This window comes from Butyricicoccus sp. OF10-2 (assembly GCF_003481925.1).
GTDB classification, from domain to species: Bacteria; Bacillota; Clostridia; order Oscillospirales; family Butyricicoccaceae; genus Agathobaculum; species Agathobaculum butyriciproducens.
Genome location: NZ_QUMC01000003.1, coordinates 110,975 through 128,659, shown reverse-complemented (window position 1 = coordinate 128,659; position 17,685 = coordinate 110,975). Strand labels below are relative to the sequence as shown.

Annotated in this window: 15 protein-coding genes and 1 riboswitch; of the genes, 13 read left to right on the top strand and 2 right to left on the bottom strand. The window is 58.1% G+C overall.

Annotation, left to right across the window (positions count from 1 at the left end; translation table 11 throughout):
* Positions 1–4: 4 nt before the first annotated feature.
* The gene (locus DXB00_RS03125; RefSeq protein ID WP_118729009.1) at positions 5–640 is read right to left on the bottom strand and encodes a riboflavin synthase; all 636 of its coding nucleotides are present in this window, start codon (positions 638–640) and stop codon (positions 5–7) included.
* Positions 640–1,725 (bottom strand): bifunctional diaminohydroxyphosphoribosylaminopyrimidine deaminase/5-amino-6-(5-phosphoribosylamino)uracil reductase RibD, encoded by a 1,086-nt coding sequence (ribD, locus tag DXB00_RS03120; protein ID WP_118729008.1) that lies wholly within the window; start codon positions 1,723–1,725, stop codon positions 640–642. The genes DXB00_RS03125 and ribD overlap by 1 nt, the downstream gene beginning before the upstream one ends.
* A 171-nt stretch (positions 1,726–1,896) precedes the next feature.
* Positions 1,897–2,022: riboswitch (FMN riboswitch) on the bottom strand.
* 288 nt (positions 2,023–2,310) lie between these two features.
* Between ribD and DXB00_RS03115 the strand changes: the two genes are divergently transcribed.
* The 13 genes from DXB00_RS03115 to hflX all read left to right on the top strand — a co-directional run bounded on the left by DXB00_RS03115 (position 2,311) and on the right by hflX (position 17,573).
* Positions 2,311–3,519 (top strand): PD-(D/E)XK nuclease family protein, encoded by a 1,209-nt coding sequence (locus DXB00_RS03115; protein WP_119214511.1) that lies wholly within the window; start codon positions 2,311–2,313, stop codon positions 3,517–3,519.
* On the top strand, positions 3,492–5,432 hold the full coding sequence (locus DXB00_RS03110) for a PD-(D/E)XK nuclease family protein (RefSeq protein WP_147359180.1): 1,941 nt from the start codon (positions 3,492–3,494) through the stop codon (positions 5,430–5,432). The genes DXB00_RS03115 and DXB00_RS03110 overlap by 28 nt, the downstream gene beginning before the upstream one ends.
* A gap of 56 nt (positions 5,433–5,488) precedes the next feature.
* Entirely contained in the window at positions 5,489–5,689 is a 201-nt protein-coding gene (locus tag DXB00_RS03105; RefSeq protein ID WP_442861360.1) for a hypothetical protein, read from the top strand.
* On the top strand, positions 5,670–6,044 hold the full coding sequence (locus tag DXB00_RS17620) for a UvrD-helicase domain-containing protein (protein WP_305143085.1): 375 nt from the start codon (positions 5,670–5,672) through the stop codon (positions 6,042–6,044). The genes DXB00_RS03105 and DXB00_RS17620 overlap by 20 nt, the downstream gene beginning before the upstream one ends.
* Complete coding sequence (locus DXB00_RS03095) at positions 5,948–6,613, top strand: UvrD-helicase domain-containing protein (RefSeq protein WP_158581248.1); 666 nt, start codon at positions 5,948–5,950, stop codon at positions 6,611–6,613. Before DXB00_RS17620 ends, DXB00_RS03095 begins: the two co-directional genes overlap by 97 nt.
* On the top strand, positions 6,574–9,243 hold the full coding sequence (addA, locus tag DXB00_RS03090) for a helicase-exonuclease AddAB subunit AddA (RefSeq protein WP_119214507.1): 2,670 nt from the start codon (positions 6,574–6,576) through the stop codon (positions 9,241–9,243). The genes DXB00_RS03095 and addA overlap by 40 nt, the downstream gene beginning before the upstream one ends.
* 378 nt (positions 9,244–9,621) lie before the next feature.
* Positions 9,622–11,127 carry an IMP dehydrogenase gene (locus DXB00_RS03085; RefSeq protein WP_117491317.1) on the top strand — a complete coding sequence of 502 codons (1,506 nt, stop codon included), beginning with the start codon at positions 9,622–9,624 and terminating at the stop codon, positions 11,125–11,127.
* A gap of 88 nt (positions 11,128–11,215) precedes the next feature.
* Complete coding sequence (locus tag DXB00_RS03080; protein WP_117750912.1) at positions 11,216–12,508, top strand: chloride channel protein; 1,293 nt, start codon at positions 11,216–11,218, stop codon at positions 12,506–12,508.
* Positions 12,509–12,628: 120 nt separating this feature from the next.
* Complete coding sequence (locus DXB00_RS03075; RefSeq protein ID WP_119214506.1) at positions 12,629–13,285, top strand: HAD family hydrolase; 657 nt, start codon at positions 12,629–12,631, stop codon at positions 13,283–13,285.
* A gap of 110 nt (positions 13,286–13,395) precedes the next feature.
* A complete protein-coding gene (locus DXB00_RS03070; RefSeq protein ID WP_118729004.1) occupies positions 13,396–14,784 on the top strand; it encodes an MATE family efflux transporter in 1,389 nt (462 codons plus the stop codon).
* A complete protein-coding gene (locus tag DXB00_RS03065) occupies positions 14,781–15,239 on the top strand; it encodes an S-ribosylhomocysteine lyase (RefSeq protein ID WP_110436301.1) in 459 nt (152 codons plus the stop codon). Before DXB00_RS03070 ends, DXB00_RS03065 begins: the two co-directional genes overlap by 4 nt.
* An 87-nt stretch (positions 15,240–15,326) precedes the next feature.
* On the top strand, positions 15,327–15,530 hold the full coding sequence (gene rpmE / locus DXB00_RS03060) for a 50S ribosomal protein L31 (protein ID WP_016147979.1): 204 nt from the start codon (positions 15,327–15,329) through the stop codon (positions 15,528–15,530).
* 762 nt (positions 15,531–16,292) lie between these two features.
* Positions 16,293–17,573, top strand: coding sequence for a GTPase HflX (hflX, locus tag DXB00_RS03055; protein ID WP_118729003.1), 1,281 nt, complete (start codon positions 16,293–16,295; stop codon positions 17,571–17,573).
* The last annotated feature ends 112 nt before the right edge of the window (positions 17,574–17,685 follow it).

Sequence of the window (17,685 nt, the reverse complement as noted above, 5' to 3'; positions counted from 1 at the left end):
TCCGTTAAAATCCGTGTTGTGCAAGAAAATCCATTGTAATACCGCTGGATTTGTGCGGCGTGAGCATTTTTTCAACGTATTTGCCGATCACATCGCATTCGAGGTTGACCGGCTCGCCCGGCTTTTTGCCGAGCAGAATGGTCTGTGCGCCGGTGTGCGGGATGATGGAGACCGAAAAGTCGGTGTCCGTCACAGCCGCCACGGTAAGGCTGACGCCATCAATGGCGATCGAGCCTTTTTCGACGATGTACCGGAGCAGGGGAGCCGGTGTTTTGATCGTCACCCACACGGCGTTGTCCTCGCGCCGCTGCGAGAGAACCGAGCCGGTGCCGTCGATATGGCCGGATACGATATGACCGCCGAACCGTCCGTCGGCAGGCATCGCGCGCTCCAGATTGACCAGCGAGCCGCTCTGCAGACTGCCGAGCGCGGAACGCCGCAGGCTCTCCGCCATCACGTCGGCGCTGAAGCTGTCATCCGTCAGCGCGACCACGGTCAGACATACGCCGTTCGTGGCAATGCTGTCGCCGATTTTGGTATTTTCCAGCACGGTATCTGCCGCAATCGTCAGCCGAGCGCCCTTTGCGCCGCGCTCGATGCGCCGCACCGTACCGATTTCTTCGATAAGTCCAGTAAACATTACAATCTCCCTTCAAGCAGGAAATCTTCGCCCATCGGCGTGCAGGTCACGTCCTTCAGCGGAAGCGCCTGCACCATCTTGTCAAATCCCAGACCTCCGACCGGACTTTTTGCGCCTGCACCGCCGATGATTTTCGGGGCGATGTACGCCTGCACGCGGTGCACCACACCGGCCTGCAGCGCGGAGAACGCAAGTGCCGAACCGCCTTCAAGCAATATGCCGTCGATGCCGAGTGCGCCGAGCTGGTGCATCAGGTCGGCAAGGTCTACGCGCTCGTCTTTCGTTTTGCATTCGAGAATGTGTACACCGTGCCGTTCCAGTTCAGCGGTGCGCTCATTTCGACCGACGACCGCGATATAGGTCGGGATTTTGTTTGCCGTCTGTACGATTCTGCTGTCGATCGGCGTGCGTGCGCGGCTGTCGCAGATTATGCGGATCGGATCGCGCCCGCCGTCAATGCGGCAGGTGAGCAGCGGATCGTCCTCAAGCACGGTGCCGATGCCGACCATGATGGCGGGCAGCCGGTTGCGCGTTTCGTGTACATTACGGCGGGCGGTCTCGCCGGTAACCCAGCGGCTGTCGCCTGTGTGCGCGGCGATTTTGCCGTCCAGCGTCATCGCGTACTTGAGCGTCACAAACGGCGTTTTGTGCGTGATGTAGTGAAAGAAGACTTCATTCACGCGGCGGCATTCGTCCTCGCACACGCCGGTCTCGACTTCAATGCCTGCGTCGCGCAGGATCTGTGCGCCTTTGCCGGCTACCAGCGGGTTCGGGTCGAGGCAGCCGACGAACACGCGGCCGATCTTGTGCTCGATGACTGCGTCTGTGCACGGCGGCGTGCGTCCCCAGTGGCAGCACGGCTCGAGCGTGACGTACAGGTCTGCGCCTGTGCAGTCCTCGGTGCAGTGCGCGAACGCGTTGCGCTCGGCATGCAGGCCGCCGATGTGCTCGTGCCAGCCTTCACCGATGATTTTTCCGTCCTTGACGATGACGCAGCCGACCATCGGATTCGGATTGACGTGACCGGCTCCGCGCTGGGCCAGCGCCAACGCCTGACGCATATATTCCTGTTTTTGCTCCTGCATAGAATCACCTGATATAATAATTCTGTAGAAAATTTCACGATAGTTTGGCGACAGCCAAAAAAACGTCCCAAAGACAGAATCTTCGGGACGCTGAAAAAAGCATTGTGAAAATAAAAAGTCTGAAACACCGAATCGGCATTTCAGAACAGCAAACAACGGAAAATCTTTCCGCGCATTCTTCTTTTATCCAGACTATACTGTCGGCCTCGGAATTTCACCGAATCATGCTTCCGCCGAATGGCATCCGCTCGCGGGCTGTACCGCCGGTAGGGAATTGCACCCTGCCTGAAGAATCAAATATTTGGTTTTGCGGGGCAGAGCCTTTATTGTTCCGCCTGAGGAAAGTATAGTCCCAAGCGGAGAAAAATGCAAGAGTTTTTTGAAAAAATAATTTTACAGAATATGTGAATGCAAACAAAACGCTGTAAAAGTTCGAAAAAGACTGGAAAATACGCTGATAACGCACAGAAAATATAAAATGACCATACGGTTGTTATTGATAATTTTCCGTTTTCCATTACCAATTTTCAATTTGCTCCGGTTGTGCTATAATCAAATAGCTATGAAACGAAAGGAGAGTGTGCCATGCGGATCTGGACCGGACGAGCGGGAAGCGGCAAGACAACGGCCATCCTGCGGGAGATCGCGGCGCTGAGTGAAAGGGGAGAGGGACGGCAGATTCTGCTCGTGCCCGAGCTGAACTCGCACCTGATGGAGCGGCGGCTTGCCGCAGCCACGCACAACCACGGCGCACGCACGGCCGAGGTGCTGACGTTCTCGCGATTGGCTGACCGTGTGTTCTCTGAGGTCGGCGGACTGGCACAGCAGATGCTGACGCCGGCAGGTCAGCTTTTGACCTTGCAGGAGGCGGCACGCCGTGTGCAGGGGGGGCTGAGTGCGTGGAAGGGTCTGGCAGACAAGCCGGAGCTGCTGCAGGAGGCGCTGCGGCTGATCGACGAGTGCAAAACCTGTGCGGTCGCACCGGAGACGCTGTTTGCGGCTGCCGAGGAAAGTGAGGACGCGGTACTTGCAGAAAAATTATCCGATCTTGCACAGATTTTAACAGCCTACGAGCGCCTGTGCGAGGAGTCCCTGCCCGACCCGAGAGACCGTCTGACACATTTGCGCGACCGCCTGGCAGAAAGCCACACGCTGGACGGTGCAGCGGTCTATCTGGATGGTTTTCTCGGCTTTACCGTGCAGGAAAGTGCAGTGGTCGATGCCATGCTGGCAGCGGGTGTGCCGCTCTCTGCGGCGGTAACCTGTGATACGGATTACCCGGAGATTTTCCTTACCGGCTGTAAAACAGTGCAGAGATTAACCCGGATGGCAAAGCATCATAACCAGATGGTCGAGCGCATCGAACTGGGCGAAAGCAAGGTGGCTCGACCGGCGGGACTGGCTGCGCTCGAACGCGAAAGCCTGCTGCCGGTGCGCACCCCGCAGGAGAGCGCGGCTGGCGTTCGTTTGTACGAGGCGGCTTCGCCGTTTGACGAGTGCGAGCACGCGGCGGCTTACATTCGGCGCAAGGTGCGGGACGAAGGCGCGCGCTGCCGCGATTTTGTGGTTGCGGCACGCGATATCGAGCCGTACAGCGCGTTTCTCGCAATGGCGATGGCGCGGTACGACATTCCGGTGTTCCTCGCGGAAAAGCCGGATCTGCTGTCCCGTCCGCCGATGGCGCTGGTCACAAATGCACTCGAGGCGGTACGAAATCACTTCCGATATGAAGATCTGTCTCCTGTCTCAAGACCGGACTTGCGGGCTTGGATTGGGACGAAATTGATAAATTAGAGAACTATGTGCTCACCTGGAACGTCCGCGGCGGAGCATGGGAACGCGAGTGGACCGAGCATCCGGACGGCTATGGTCTGTCCATCGACGAGAATGCGAAGGCGCAGCTTGCCGAACTGAACACACTCCGCAAACGGGCAATCGCGCCGTTCTCCGCACTGCGCGAGGCACTTGCAGGTGAGCAGCCTGCAGGTGACTGCGTGCGTGCGCTCTATGCATTCCTTCTCGCGGTGGACGCGCCGCAGCGCATGACCGACCGCGCCGCCGGACACGAGCAGGCGGGGCGTCTGCAGCTGGCCGACGAGTACCGCCAGCTGTGGGAAATCCTGGTTTCTGCGATGGAGCAGTTCGCGTGGGTGTGCGGGGATATGCCGCTGACGCTCGACCGTTTCGCGCAGCTGTTCCGGCTGGTGCTCGGCGAGTACGATGTGGGTACGATTCCGGTTTCGCTCGACCGCGTGACCTGCGGCAACATCGAGCGTGCGTGTACGGAAAATGCGAAATATGTCATCCTGCTGGGCGTTAACGACGGCCTGATACCGAAAACCCCGTCCTCGACCTCGCTGCTGAGTGACATGGACCGCGACAAAATGGATGCGCTCGGCGTGGAACTCAAAGCCTACGGCGAGGAACGCCTGCTGATGGAGCAGGAAACGCTCTATCGGGCACTCGCGTGCCCGACAGACGAGCTGCTGCTGACGTATCACACCATCGACGCAGGCGGCGGTGAAACGCGGCCGTCCTACTTCGTGAACACAGTGCGGGAGCTGCTGCCGGATGTGCCGTTTTCCACCCACCGGACGGAGACCGTGCGCGACCGCCTGCAGGCGGAACGACCGGCGGTCGAACTTGCGTGCGCGTATCTTTCGGGCGACCGGACAGCCGCTGTGCGGGCCGCCTATGACTACTATAAGGATGATGAGCGAGTCAAAAACGCGCAGGCGCAGCGGCGCGGCAGAGGACCGCTGAGCAGTCCGCACACGATTGACGGCTTGTACGGAAAAAGTCTTAATCTGACCGCTTCGCGCGTGGATACGTTCTATTCCTGCCGGTTTGCGTTCTTTATGCAGTACGGCCTCAAGGCCAAGCCGCGCCGCGTGGCGAGGTTTGATGCGCTCTCGACCGGCACGTTCATCCACTATGTGCTCGAGCATGCGCTGGATACCCTTGGAAAGTGCGAGGGCGGCGCCGCCCATGCCGATCAGCCGACCGTGCGGAAAGCCTGCCGTGAAGCGGTACGGCAGTATGTCGCGGAGGAGCTTGGCGGCCTGGAGAATAAAACCGCGCGCTTCCAATACCTGTTCCGCCGACTGGTGCGCGCCGTGGAGCAGATCCTCGACAACGTGATCGAAGAACTGCGCGTATCCGACTTTGCGCCGATTGACTATGAGCTGGACTTCTCGCGCAGCGGCGACCTGCCGCCCGTGCAGTGCGAGGACGGCGATGTGTCGGTTTCACTCTCCGGCAAGGTGGACCGCGTGGACGGCTACATCAAAAACGGTCGTCTCTATCTGCGCGTTATGGACTACAAAAGCGGCAAAAAGTCATTTTCGCTGTCCGACATCTGGTACGGACTCAACATGCAGCTTATCATCTATCTATACACGCTGCAGCAGGAGGGTCTGGACCGCTATCGTGCCCGCCTGACCGCCGAGCTGAACGAAATCGTACCGGCAGGCGTGCTGTATGTTCCGGTACGCGATGAGCTGCCGGATGCGGCGCGCGACACGGACGAGGACGGGCTGCGCATCCTGCGCGACAAGGCGCTGCGGCGTTCGGGTCTGCTGAGCGACGATATGTCGCTGCTCGAGGCGATGGAGCACGGTCTGGAAGGTGACGGACGGTTTATTCCGGTCTCTATCAAGACAAGGAAGGGCGAGGACGAGCGACGCTTGCCGCCAAGTCTGCGGTAGCTGATCTGGCGAAATTCGGCAGACTGGCACGCTATACGCAGAAAAAGCTACTCGAAATGGGACAGGCTCTGCGAAACGGCAGCATTGAAGCCAACCCGCGCAAGACCGACCGCAGCTACTGCGAATGGTGTGATTTCCGGGCAGCCTGCCGGTTCGATGAGACCGCCGGAGACAAGGTGCGCTGGCTGAAAAACATCAAGGACAAGGAATTCTGGGAGCAGTTAGGAGGGGACGACAATGCCGAAGTGGACACCTGATCAGCAGACCGCGATCGACGATCGCGGCGGTGCACTGCTGGTTTCGGCGGCAGCCGGCTCGGGCAAGACGGCCGTACTGACCGAGCGTGTGCTCCGGCGGCTGACGGACGAGAACGATCCGGTCGATATCGACCGCCTGCTGCTGGTTACCTTTACCAGCGCAGCGGCAGCCGAAATGCGTGAGCGAATCGGTGCGGCCCTTGGTGCGGCTGTAGCCGCAAACCGCGGGATACCCGTCTGCGGCGGCAGCTGTTCCTCGTGCACCGCGCGAAAATCACGACCGTGCACGCGCTGTGTCTGTCGCTCGCGCGCGAGCAGGCGGCAGTGCTCGGTATTGCACCCGACTTCCGCCTGATGGACGAAAACGAGGGCAAGCTGCTTCGCGCCGAGGTGCTCGAAGAAGTGCTCGACACGGCCTACGAGCAGGCGGATGAGAAGTTTTTCGCGCTCTGCGACCTGCTGACGGCGGGGCGCGACGATAAAAAGCTGGGCGAGGTCATTCTCGGCACCTACGAGAAGATTCAGGCGCATCCTGATCCGCGGGCGTTCCTCGAGGATGTGCGCGCCGGATTGTACACGCGCGGCATGGACACGCCGCACGGCCGTGTTCTGCGCGAGCAGGCGAAGTCGGCGGCACAGCACGGTGCGGCATTTCTGCACATGGCTGTGGATGAATTGACCGGCATTGATGAGCTGGCGGACAACTATCTGCCCGCGCTGACGAGCGACTTAAATCAGGCCGAGCATCTGCTGGACGCACTGTTTGGCGGCAGCTGGGATGACTGCGTGAAGGCTGCCCGGTCGATTTCGTTTGACCGACTGAAGGCCGCGAGAAAATTTGAGGACAAGGCGTTCCTCGAGCAGATCAAGGCCATGCGCGAGGAGTGGAAGGCGTTGCCAATAACATTCGGGAGAAATGGCTGACCGTCACCGCAGAAGAAGCGGAGTACGACCGCGGCCTGACAGCCCCCGCGCTGTTCGCACTCATTGACATGGTAAACGCCTTTGACGATGCCTTTACGGCAGCGAAACGTGCGAGAAATGCTGCGGATTTCAACGATTTGGAGCACTTTGCCGTGCGTCTGCTGTACACAGACGGCAGGCCGTCTGCACTGGCGAAAACCATGTCCGAGCAGTTCACCGAAATTGCGGTGGACGAGTATCAGGACACCAACGCCGTGCAGGATGCCATCTTCCGTGCACTCTCCAGAGACGAGACCAACCTGTTCATGGTCGGTGACGTCAAGCAGAGCATTTACGGCTTTCGACTGGCTGACCCGTCCATTTTCCTTGAGAAATACCGCAGCTTCGGTGAGGTGGCAGACGCCGCTGACGGGCAGCCGCGCCGTGTCGTGCTCGGGCAGAATTTCCGTTCACGAGCGGCCGTGCTGGACGCGTGCAACTATCTGTTTGCCGCCGTCATGGGCGAGACCGTGGGCGATCTCGTGTACACGGACAAGGAGGCGCTGCACCTCGGCGCGGACTACTATCCGGAGTCCGGAAATGCGCGGTACAAGACCGAAGTCCTGCTCGTGGACGCGGACGGACTCGGCGAGGACGATGATGCGCCGGACAAGACCGAACTCGAAGCACGGCTTGCCGCGAAGCGCATTCGTGCGCTGCTCGATGAAGGCTTTCCGGTGACGGATAAGCAGACCGGAAGGCTGCGTCCGGTCACGCCGGGTGACATCGTAATCCTGCTGCGCTCGCCCAGAAGCAAGGCGCCGACCTACATTGCGGAGCTGGAGCGTATCGGCGTAACAGCCAGCGCCGAGCAGCGCGGCGGCCTGCTGGAGACTGCCGAGGTCGGCACAATGGTGTCGCTGCTCAGCGTCATTGACAATCCGAGGCAGGACGTTGACCTTATCGGTGTGATGCGCTCGCCGCTGTTCGGCTTCACCGAGCAGGAACTGGCAGATATTCGCCTTGTGGATCGCAAGATCAGCTATTATGACGCGCTTTTGCAGTCGAGAACGGATTTCCCGAAGGTGGAAACCTTTCTGCAGCGGCTGGACTTTCTGCGCACTTTTGCGTGCGATCAGCCGGTGTACCGCCTGCTGTGGGAGATTTACGATCAGACCGGTGCACTCGGCCTGTACGGCGCGCTGCCGAACGGCGCACAGCGCCAGAGCAACCTGCTGACATTCTTCGAGCGGGCGCGCTCGTTTGAGGGACAGGGCTTCCGCGGCCTGTTTGACTTTGTGCGCCTGCTGCGCGGCATGCTCGAACAGGGCGAGGATTTCCAGACGGTCGGCGCCGAGGCCACCGGCGGTGCGGTCCGCATTCTGTCCATCCACAAGTCCAAGGGACTGGAATTTCCGGTTGTTATCGTGGCGGACTGCGCCAAGCAGTTCAACGACAGCGACCTCAAGGAGCCGGTGCTCGTGCACCAGAACCTCGGCTTCGGCAGCAAGTGCCGCGACCGTGACCGCGGTGTGCAGTACGACACCGCCGAGCGCATTGCGGTCTCGGTGCAGATGCGCCGCGAGATGATATCCGAAGAGCTGCGCGTATTATATGTAGCGATGACGCGCGCCAAGGAAAAACTGATTCTGACGGCAGCCACCGGCAGCCTGCGGAATTCGCTGAAAAAATGGTCGCTGCTGGCATCGCTCGATGAGCTGCCGCAGTACGCCATGGGCGCGGCGCGCACGCCGCTTGCGTGGATTCTGACACCGCTGCTGCGGCATCCGTGCGCGCGTGCGTTCCGCGAGGAGTATGCGCCTGAGGTGCCCGAGCACGGCACGGACAATGACGCATTCACACTCAAGGTGTATTATCCGAGCGACCTGCAGCCGCAGGAAACTGAAATCCTGCGTTTCGAGGACAGGGAGACCGGCGACTGCACCGTGCAGCCGCACTTCGACTACCCGCATGCTTACCTCGCGGATCTGCCGAGCAAGCTGACCGCCACCGGTGTCGGCCGCGGCTACCGCGCAGACGAGGCCGCCGAGCAGACACCGCCTCCGCGAAAGGAGGTGCAGCTGCGCGCGCCGCTGTTCGAGCAGGGAGAAAAGAAGCTGACGCCTGCCGAGGTCGGTACAGCACACCACCTGTTCATGCAGTTCTGCGACTTTGACGCCGCCTGTGCGCCGAACGGCGTGGAAAACGAGCTGAATCGTTTGGCGGAAAAGAAGATTTTGTCCACAGAACAGGCGTATGCTGTGGATAAACGCAAGATCGAACGGTTTTTCGCCTCCGACCTGTACAAAACCTTTATGGCGGAAAACAAGGTGCGGCGTGAGTTCAAGTTCTCCGTGCTTGTTCCGGTGCAAGCGTATTTTCCGGTCGCGGCGGATGCACCCGAGGAAAACGTGCTCCTGCAGGGCGTTATCGACTGCCTGATCGAAACCGGGGACGGCTTTGTTATCCTTGATTTCAAGACCGACCGCATCAAGAAGGGTGGTGCGGTCGAGAGAGCCGAGCAGTACCGTCCGCAGCTGGCCGCCTACGCGCGTGCTGTGCATGAGATTTACGGCAGACCGGTCCGTGCCTGCGTGCTGTACTTTTTCCACACCGGCGATACCGAATGGGTGTCGCTCGACGAGACCTGACGGCATTCGACCGCACAGCAGTTAAGAGTGTGTTAAGATTCATTTGCACGCATTGACATTGCGGCCGCACGATGGTAAATTGAGTACAACAAAAGCGAAGGGGCACCGGAAAAATACCGGACGGCTCCGCAGAACCTCAATATGCCACCATCATTCATTCCTCATTTCCAAATGAAAAATCCGCAGACGGGAACGTCTGCGGATTTTTCTATCTGTCAGAGGCTGGTTTCGTGACAGCCGTTTGCACGGATTGCATAACACGCATGCGGCAAAAATCGTGAAAAACCGTCATATGCCCGCTTTACTTTACAGGGCAAAAAGGATATAATAAACTTAACTATCAAAAACGACCTATTTGGAGAAAAGGAGAACGACGAAATGGCGTATTATTTCAGTGAACCTTCGCATACCTTTAACGAATATCTGCTGGTACCGGGGTATTCCTCTGCGGAGTGCATGCCGGCGAACGTAAGCCTGCGCACACCAATCGTTAAGTACAAAAAGGGCGAGGAATCCGCGCTGTATGCCAACATTCCGATGGTTTCCGCAATCATGCAGGCGGTATCGGATGATCGTATGGCGATCGCACTGGCGCAGGAGGGCGGTATCTCCTTTATCTTCGGTTCGCAGTCGATCGAGAGCGAGGCTGCCATGGTTTCCCGCGTAAAGAGCTACAAGGCGGGCTTCATCGTATCCGACTCCAACGTAAAGCCGGACACCACCCTTGAGGAGGTTCTCAAGCTGAAGGAGCGCACCGGTCACTCCACCATGGCAGTTACCGATGACGGCACCGCTAACGGCAAGCTGCTCGGCATTGTCACCAGCCGCGACTACCGCGTTTCCCGCATGGAGCGCAGCGTTAAGGTTGAGGAGTTCATGACTCCGTTTGACAAGCTGATCACCGCTCCGGCAGATACCAGCCTCAAGATCGCAAACGACATCATCTGGGACAACAAGCTGAACTCTCTGCCGCTGGTAGACGACAAGCAGCATCTGGTTTATATGGTATTCCGCAAGGACTACGACAGCCACAAGGCAAACTCTCTTGAGCTGCTCGATGAGCACAAGCGTTATGTAGTCGGCGCAGGCATCAACACCCGTGACTACGCAGAACGTGTTCCGGCACTGGTTGAGGCCGGCGCAGATGTTCTCTGCATCGACTCCTCCGAGGGTTTCTCCGAGTGGCAGAGCCGCACTCTGTCCTGGGTACGCGCAAAGTACGGCGACAGTGTAAAGGTCGGCGCGGGCAACGTTGTTGACCGCGAGGGTTTCCGTTTCCTCGCTGAGGCCGGCGCGGACTTCATCAAGGTCGGTATTGGCGGCGGCTCCATCTGCATCACCCGTGAGCAGAAGGGCATCGGCCGCGGTCAGGCTACCGCTCTGATCGAGGTTGCAGCCGCTCGTGACGAGTATTTCGAGGAGACCGGCATCTACATTCCGATCTGCTCGGACGGCGGTATCGTTCACGATTATCACTGCACGCTGGCGCTGGCTATGGGCGCTGACTTCCTCATGCTCGGCCGCTACTTCTCTCGTTTTGACGAGTCCCCGACGAACAAGGTCAACATCAATGGCAGCTACATGAAGGAATACTGGGGCGAGGGCTCTGCTCGTGCCCGCAACTGGCAGCGCTACGACATGGGCGGCGACAAGAAGCTGTCCTTCGAGGAAGGCGTTGACTCCTACGTTCCGTACGCAGGCTCGCTGAAGGACAACCTCGGTCTGACCCTGAGCAAGGTCCGTTCCACCATGTGCAACTGCGGCTCTCTGTCCATTCCGGAGTTCCAGAAGAAGGCAAAGATCACGCTGGTATCCGCAACCTCGATCGTCGAGGGCGGCGCACACGATGTTGTGCTCAAGGAAACCGCATCTACGAGCAAATAAGCATAGTTTACTCACAAATTGCCCCACAGGTTATCTCTGCGGGGCAATTCTTATCGGAAATGAGATTGCATGAAGGGGGAGGGGCGCTATGCCTCAGAATAATAAGCCGGGACGCCGTCTGCTGCGGCGGCTGTACGGTTCGTGGTACCGCGTGCGGCGCAATATCAGCGCGTTTGCGCGGTGGTGCCTGTTTGCAGTCATTATCGGCGTGGTGGTGGGCGCAGTCGGCGCGGCGTTTGAGCACGCCCTCGAATGGGCGACCGAAACCCGTCAGGAATACAGCTGGACGCTGTATTTTCTGCCGCTGGTCGGTCTGTTTATCGCGCTCTGGTACAGTAAAATGGATATGCCGCTTGAACGCGGCACCAACTTCATCCTGACCTCGGTGCGGCAGGATCATCCGGTGCGGCTGCGGCTTGCTCCGAGCATCTTTATCACCTCGGTGCTGACCCACCTGTGCGGCGGCTCTGCCGGACGAGAAGGTGCGGCGTTGCAGCTCGGCGGTGCGATTTCGGGCAATATCGGACATCTGATGCACCTGGACGACAAGGATTCCCGCACCATTACCATGTGCGGTATGGCGGCGTGCTTTTCGGCACTGTTCGGCACACCGCTTGCGGCGAGCGTGTTCGCAATGGAGGTTATCAGCGTGGGCGTGATGTACTACGCGGCGCTGTTTCCGTCCATCCTCGCGAGCGTGATCGCGCATCAGGTAGCGCTGCAGCTTGGCGGCGGCACGACCGCGTTTACGCTCTCCGGTGTGCCGGAAAATACGGATGTGCTGCTCATTGTAAAGCTGGTGGCGTTCGGCATGGTCTGCGCCGGACTGAGTGCGCTCGTGTGCGTCATCTTCCATAAAATCGGTCATCTGTTCAAGCATTTTCTGCCGAACCAGTACGCCTGCATTGCGGTTGGCGGCGCGGTCGTGGTGCTCATCAGCCTGCTGCTCGGCACGCGCGACTACAACGGTGCAGGCATGCAGGTCATTGAACACGCGATTGCCGGTCACGCGGCATACGAGGCGTTTTTCCTCAAGCTGGTGCTGACGGCGATTACCATCGGTGTCGGCTATAAAGGCGGTGAGATCGTGCCCGTGCTGTTCATCGGCGCGACCTTCGGCGCCGCCTACGGCGGATTTTTCGGTCTGGCGCCGTCCTTTGCGGCCGGTCTCGGTATGACGGCCGTGTTCTGCGGCGTGACAAATTCGCCGCTTACATCCATCCTGCTGGCGTATGAGCTGTTCGGCGGTCAGAGCCTTGCGCTGTTTGCACTGGTCATCGCCATCGCGTACATGCTCTCCGGCTACTACGGCCTGTACAGTGAGCAGAAGATCATCTATTCCAAGCTCCAGCCGAGATATATCGACCGAAAAACCAAATAACCAACCATCCGTAGGGCGCGACGACTCGGCGCGCCGTGTAAATCATGTGCAGTTGCTGAAAAAGCGGCGTGCCGAGGTCGTCACGCCCTACGATATACGTTCTCGAAAGGAACAAAACCAATGCAGAATTTCAAAGGTGCAATTTTCGACATGGACGGCACGCTTTTGGACTCCATGCCGGTCTGGAAACGACTGACACAGCGCTACCTTGCGCAGTTCGACGTTCACATCACAGACGCGGACTACGCGGTATGCGAGGGCTTTTCCCAGCCGCAGGTCGCGGAGTATTTTCTGAAACGCTATCCGAACCTGCCGCTGACCCAGCAGCAGATGCTCGACGGCATGGACGAGATGATTACCTCGCGCTACGAGACGATTGCCCGGCCGAAGGACGGCGTGATCGATTTTCTCGAAGGTCTGCGCGCACGCGGCATCAAAATGGCCATCGCTACGCTGACGGCACGCCGCCACGCGGAGAAGGCGCTTATCGACCGCGACATGATGAAATATTTCGAGTTCATGCTCACCATCGAGGACGTAGGCGTGCCCAAGTACGAGCCGGACATCTATCTCGAAGCCGCCCGCCGCCTCGGCCTGACAGCAGGCGAGTGCATGGTGTTTGAGGATGCGCCGTATGCGGGCGTAACGGCGAAAAAAGCCGGTTTTGCGCTCTGCGGTATGGCAGAGCCCGCCTACGCGGAGGGCGAAGACACGCTCCGGCAGGTCAGCGATGTGTTCGTCGAGCATTCCTTTGCCGAACTTGCGGATAAACTGTAAAAAACACTTGCAATATAACGCATCATATCCTATTATATATAGGAAAGAGAGTATGGAGCTGCGTTAGAAATCCTAACGCGGCTTCCTTTTACGTTGGGAGGCTGAAATTTTTGGAACAACAGAATAAAATGGGAACCGCCCAAATGGGCCCGCTGATCTTCTCGATGGCACTGCCGGCGATGATCTCCATGATCATCAACGCGCTGTACAATATCGTGGACAGTATCTTCGTGGCCAAGTATTCGCAGGATGCGCTGGCGGCGGTTTCGCTCGTATATCCGCTGCAGATGCTGGTCGTGGCGATCGGTGTCGGCACCGGTGTCGGCGTAAACTCACTGATCGCACGCCGTCTGGGCGAAAAGCGCCAGAAGCACGCGGACTCGGCGGCAGAGCACGGCGTAGCGCTGGCGGTTGTTGGCGGCATCGCATTCTTCATCCTCGGCTGGGGATTTTCGGGTGTATTCGTCGGCGCATTCGGTGCGAGCGAGGCGGTTTCGGCTTACGCTATCCAGTATTCGCACCTTGCGGTCGGCATGAGTATTTTTGTTATGATCTCGATGATGTGCGAGAAGATCCAGCAGTCCGGCGGCAACATGATCATCCCGATGTGTCAGGGTCTGACCGGTGCGATCATCAACATCATCCTCGACCCGCTGATGATCTTCGGTATCGGTCCGTTCCCGGAGATGGGTATTCGTGGCGCGGCGCTCGCGACCGTTATCGGCCAGATCTTCGGCATGGCGCTTGGTCTGTGGGGCGTGTTCCGTCGTCAGAAGGTGTTGAATGTTAACATGCGCGAGTTCAAGTGGCGCGGACAGACGATCAAGGACATTTACCGTGTCGGCCTGCCGGGTATTGTCATGCAGAGCGTCGTTTCCGTTATGACGGCCGGTATGAACGGTATTTTGATTGCCTTCTCGCAGACGGCGGTCAACGTACTCGGTGTGTATTTCAAGCTGCAGACCTTCGTCTTTATGCCGGTATTCGGACTCAATCAGGGTGCGCTGCCGGTTATGGGCTACAACTACGGCGCACGCAACCGCAAGCGTCTGATGGGGGCGTACAAGATCACGCTGACGGCGGCTGTCGTCATTATGGCGCTTGGTCTGGTGCTGTTCCAGCTGCTGCCCGAGCAGATGCTCATGCTGTTTGTGGACAAGTCCGATGCAGCGGCAGCACAGGAGATGATTGAGGTCGGCGTTCCGGCGCTCAAGACCATCAGCCTGTCCTTCCTCGGTGCAGCGTTCGGTATCATTAATTCCACAATGTTTCAGGCAACCGCACGCGGCATGAACAGCCTGATCGTGTCTGTCTGCCGTCAGCTGGTCGTTATCCTTCCGGCGGCATGGCTGCTGGGTCAGCAGTTTGGCCTGAATGCGGTATGGTATGCGTTCCCGATTGCAGAAATCGCAGCATTCTTTATCTCGTATATTTTGCTCTGGCGCGAATACCGCTCGGAACTTCGGTTCCTTGATGTAGAAAAGGAGGCAAAGGCATGAAACGAATTGCCAGCTTTGAAGTAAACCATGATAAACTGAAGCCGGGTATGTATACCTCGCGTATCGACGGCGACATCACCACCTATGATATCAGAATGGTGTACCCGAATGCGGGTACTTACATCCAGCCTGCGGCGGGTCACACGTTTGAACACCTGTTTGCAACGTATGCGCGCAACTCGAAGTTTGCCGATCAGATCATCTACTGCGGTCCGATGGGCTGTCAGACCGGCTTCTACTTCCTTGTGCGCGATATGAAGCCGTCGGATGCGATTGCGCTCGTGCAGGAGAGCATGGCGTTTATCGCCGCTTACGAAGGCGAGATTCCGGGCGCGAGCCGCATTGAGTGCGGCAATTATCTGCTGCACGATCTGGCAGGCGCAAAGCAGCTTGCCGCTTCCATGATTCCCGTGCTCGAGGGCTGGAAAGAAGAAAATCTGATTTATGAAAAATAATGCTTGCATTTTCGGAAAACATGTGGTAAGATAAATTTACGACTGTTGGAGATATGTAAACATATCCGTGGAAAGAGGTGAAACAACATGAAACAGGGCATCCATCCCGACTACAAGCAGACCACGATCCGCTGTGCCTGCGGCAATGTCATTGAGACCGGCTCCACCAAGGAGAACATCGTCGTTGACGTTTGCTCCAAGTGCCACCCCTTCTTCACGGGTAAGCAGAAGCTGGTAGACACCGGCGGACGTGTTGATCGCTTCAAGAAGCGTTTCAATCTGGACAAGTAATGAGAAAAGCCATCGAAACGTGTTTTCGGTGGCTTTTTCGTTATCTGTTTGCAGATTGCGGAAGGGTGTTTGCGGCACAGGCGGTTTGGTGCGCTTGAACCGCGCAGGCGGTTCATCCTGTCCGGGCGTCAGGCTTTTCCTGCACCGATTAGGCGGGGCACACGAGTCGCGTTAGCAATACTCGCTGTCCGGGCGGAAAGTTTTTCGCTGAACCTCAGCGGAGAGTTGCCGTCTGCGGACGGCAGAAGATTCGCCGTACCCACGGCGGTGGGCAAGAGGGTAGACACCTGCGGTTTCTACCCTCTTAACTCCCGTTTCCCTTTGTTTCTTAGCTTGGCGCAGACCAGAGACCGGCGACCGCTCTGAAATAGGGGGACGGCAGAGGACTTTTTTCTACCGTAGGGGAGCACAGTGTGCTCCCATGTCGCGGCCTATCCGCAGTGCCGGATACCATGCTGCTGCACAGACGGTTTACTCTGCGCAGGCGCGGCATATCTGTGCCGCGCAACTCGTTTACGCGTTGTTATGGACAGCAACTACGAGTTTAATTTGATAACAGATGTTACCGCAGGGTGTGCTGACTTACAACGATAGGGCATTTTCTATATAACAAAAAATCCGCCACGGTTTGCCGTGACGGAAAAATATTCACTTTTCTGCCTTTATATTACCGCAAATCGGACGGAAAATCAAGTCTTGTACGGTTTTGCGTTTGGGTGTAATAAATATAGAGGACAATTTAACAGCAAGGAGGAATTTTCCATGCCGTTTACCAATCAAACAGAAGAAAAGCAGATCGAACGGGCGGTTCTGGTCGGTCTGTCGTGTCCGAGCTTCAACGCCGATCAGGATGCGGACGAGCGCACGATGGACGAGCTGCGCGCGCTGGCGGAGACTGCCGGTGCGGAGGCCGTTGCGATGACGCTGCAGCGCCGTCCGGCGCCGGATGCCCGCACGTTTATCGGTGAGGGCAAGGCGGAAGAGGTTAAGCAGCTTGCCGAGATGAACGACGCAAGTCTGATCCTGTTCGACAATGAGCTGTCGCCGTCGCAGATGAGCAATCTGGAGGAATTGACCGGCCGCACGGTACTCGACCGCTCGGCGCTCATCCTCGATATTTTCGCGCAGCGTGCGCGCACCGGCGAAGGCAAGCTGCAGGTCGAACTGGCGCAGTACCAGTACATTCTGCCGCGTCTGGCGGGCATGGGCAAGGCGATGAGCCGTCTCGGCGGCGGCATCGGCACGCGCGGACCCGGTGAGAGCAAGCTGGAGAGCGACCGCCGTCACATCCGCAGCCGCATCGACAAGCTGCGCCGTGATCTGGAGCAGGTGCGGCAGGTGCGTTCTGTGCAGCGCCGCCAGCGCAAAAAGGCCGAGCTGCCACTGGTTGCCATTGTCGGCTACACGAACGCGGGCAAGTCCACGCTGCTGAACACCCTGACCGGTGCGGGCATCGAGGCGAACGACCGTCTGTTCGATACGCTCGACCCGACCACGCGTAAAAAACGCATTTCGGATACGCAGGAAATCCTTCTGTCCGATACCGTAGGCTTCATCCGCAAGCTGCCGCATCATCTCGTGTCGGCGTTCAAGGCAACGCTCGAGGAGCTGGCGTATGCCGATCTGCTGCTGCATGTCGTGGACGTTTCGGACGAAAACTGGCAGATTCATGCACAGACTGTGGATAAGGTTGTGGCACAGCTCGGCGCACAGGATATTCCGCGCGTGATGGTGTACAACAAGGCGGATAAGTGCGATCCGGATGTTATTCCGTTCATTCGGCCGGATGAGGGCGTGAAGATTTCCGCAAAGAGCGGAGAAGGCATTGACGACCTGCTGACAGCCATCGAAAAGGCGCTCGGCAAGGGCAAGCATAAGGTAAAGCTGTGCATCCCGTACAGCGATGGTGCCGTGCTCGATATGCTGCACCGTGAAGCGCAGATCGACTCGACCGACTATGCCGCAGAAGGCACGATTGTCGAGGCGGTCGTGGATGATAAGACCTACGGCAGAGTTTCGACATACATTATGGATAATGAGTAATTAGTAATGAGGAATTAGGAATTAAGGTGCGCGAAGCGCATTTTGAATCATCGCGCATGGCGCGATACCGCAATTACTAACTACTAATTCCTGATTATTTAAGGATTTGCTG

Excerpts from the sequence above, each read along its gene's own strand:
- DXB00_RS03085 (WP_117491317.1), top strand. The coding sequence starts at position 9,622 with ATGGCGTATTATTTCAGTGAACCTTCGCATACCTTTAACGAATATCTG.
- hflX (WP_118729003.1), top strand. The coding sequence starts at position 16,293 with ATGCCGTTTACCAATCAAACAGAAGAAAAGCAGATCGAACGGGCGGTT.
- DXB00_RS17620 (WP_305143085.1), top strand. The coding sequence starts at position 5,670 with ATGCCGAAGTGGACACCTGATCAGCAGACCGCGATCGACGATCGCGGC.
- DXB00_RS03080 (WP_117750912.1), top strand. The coding sequence starts at position 11,216 with ATGCCTCAGAATAATAAGCCGGGACGCCGTCTGCTGCGGCGGCTGTAC.
- rpmE (WP_016147979.1), top strand. The coding sequence starts at position 15,327 with ATGAAACAGGGCATCCATCCCGACTACAAGCAGACCACGATCCGCTGT.
- DXB00_RS03065 (WP_110436301.1), top strand. The coding sequence starts at position 14,781 with ATGAAACGAATTGCCAGCTTTGAAGTAAACCATGATAAACTGAAGCCG.
- DXB00_RS03115 (WP_119214511.1), top strand. The coding sequence starts at position 2,311 with ATGCGGATCTGGACCGGACGAGCGGGAAGCGGCAAGACAACGGCCATC.
- DXB00_RS03105 (WP_442861360.1), top strand. The coding sequence starts at position 5,489 with ATGGGACAGGCTCTGCGAAACGGCAGCATTGAAGCCAACCCGCGCAAG.
- DXB00_RS03075 (WP_119214506.1), top strand. The coding sequence starts at position 12,629 with ATGCAGAATTTCAAAGGTGCAATTTTCGACATGGACGGCACGCTTTTG.
- DXB00_RS03125 (WP_118729009.1), bottom strand. The coding sequence starts at position 640 with ATGTTTACTGGACTTATCGAAGAAATCGGTACGGTGCGGCGCATCGAG.
- ribD (WP_118729008.1), bottom strand. The coding sequence starts at position 1,725 with ATGCAGGAGCAAAAACAGGAATATATGCGTCAGGCGTTGGCGCTGGCC.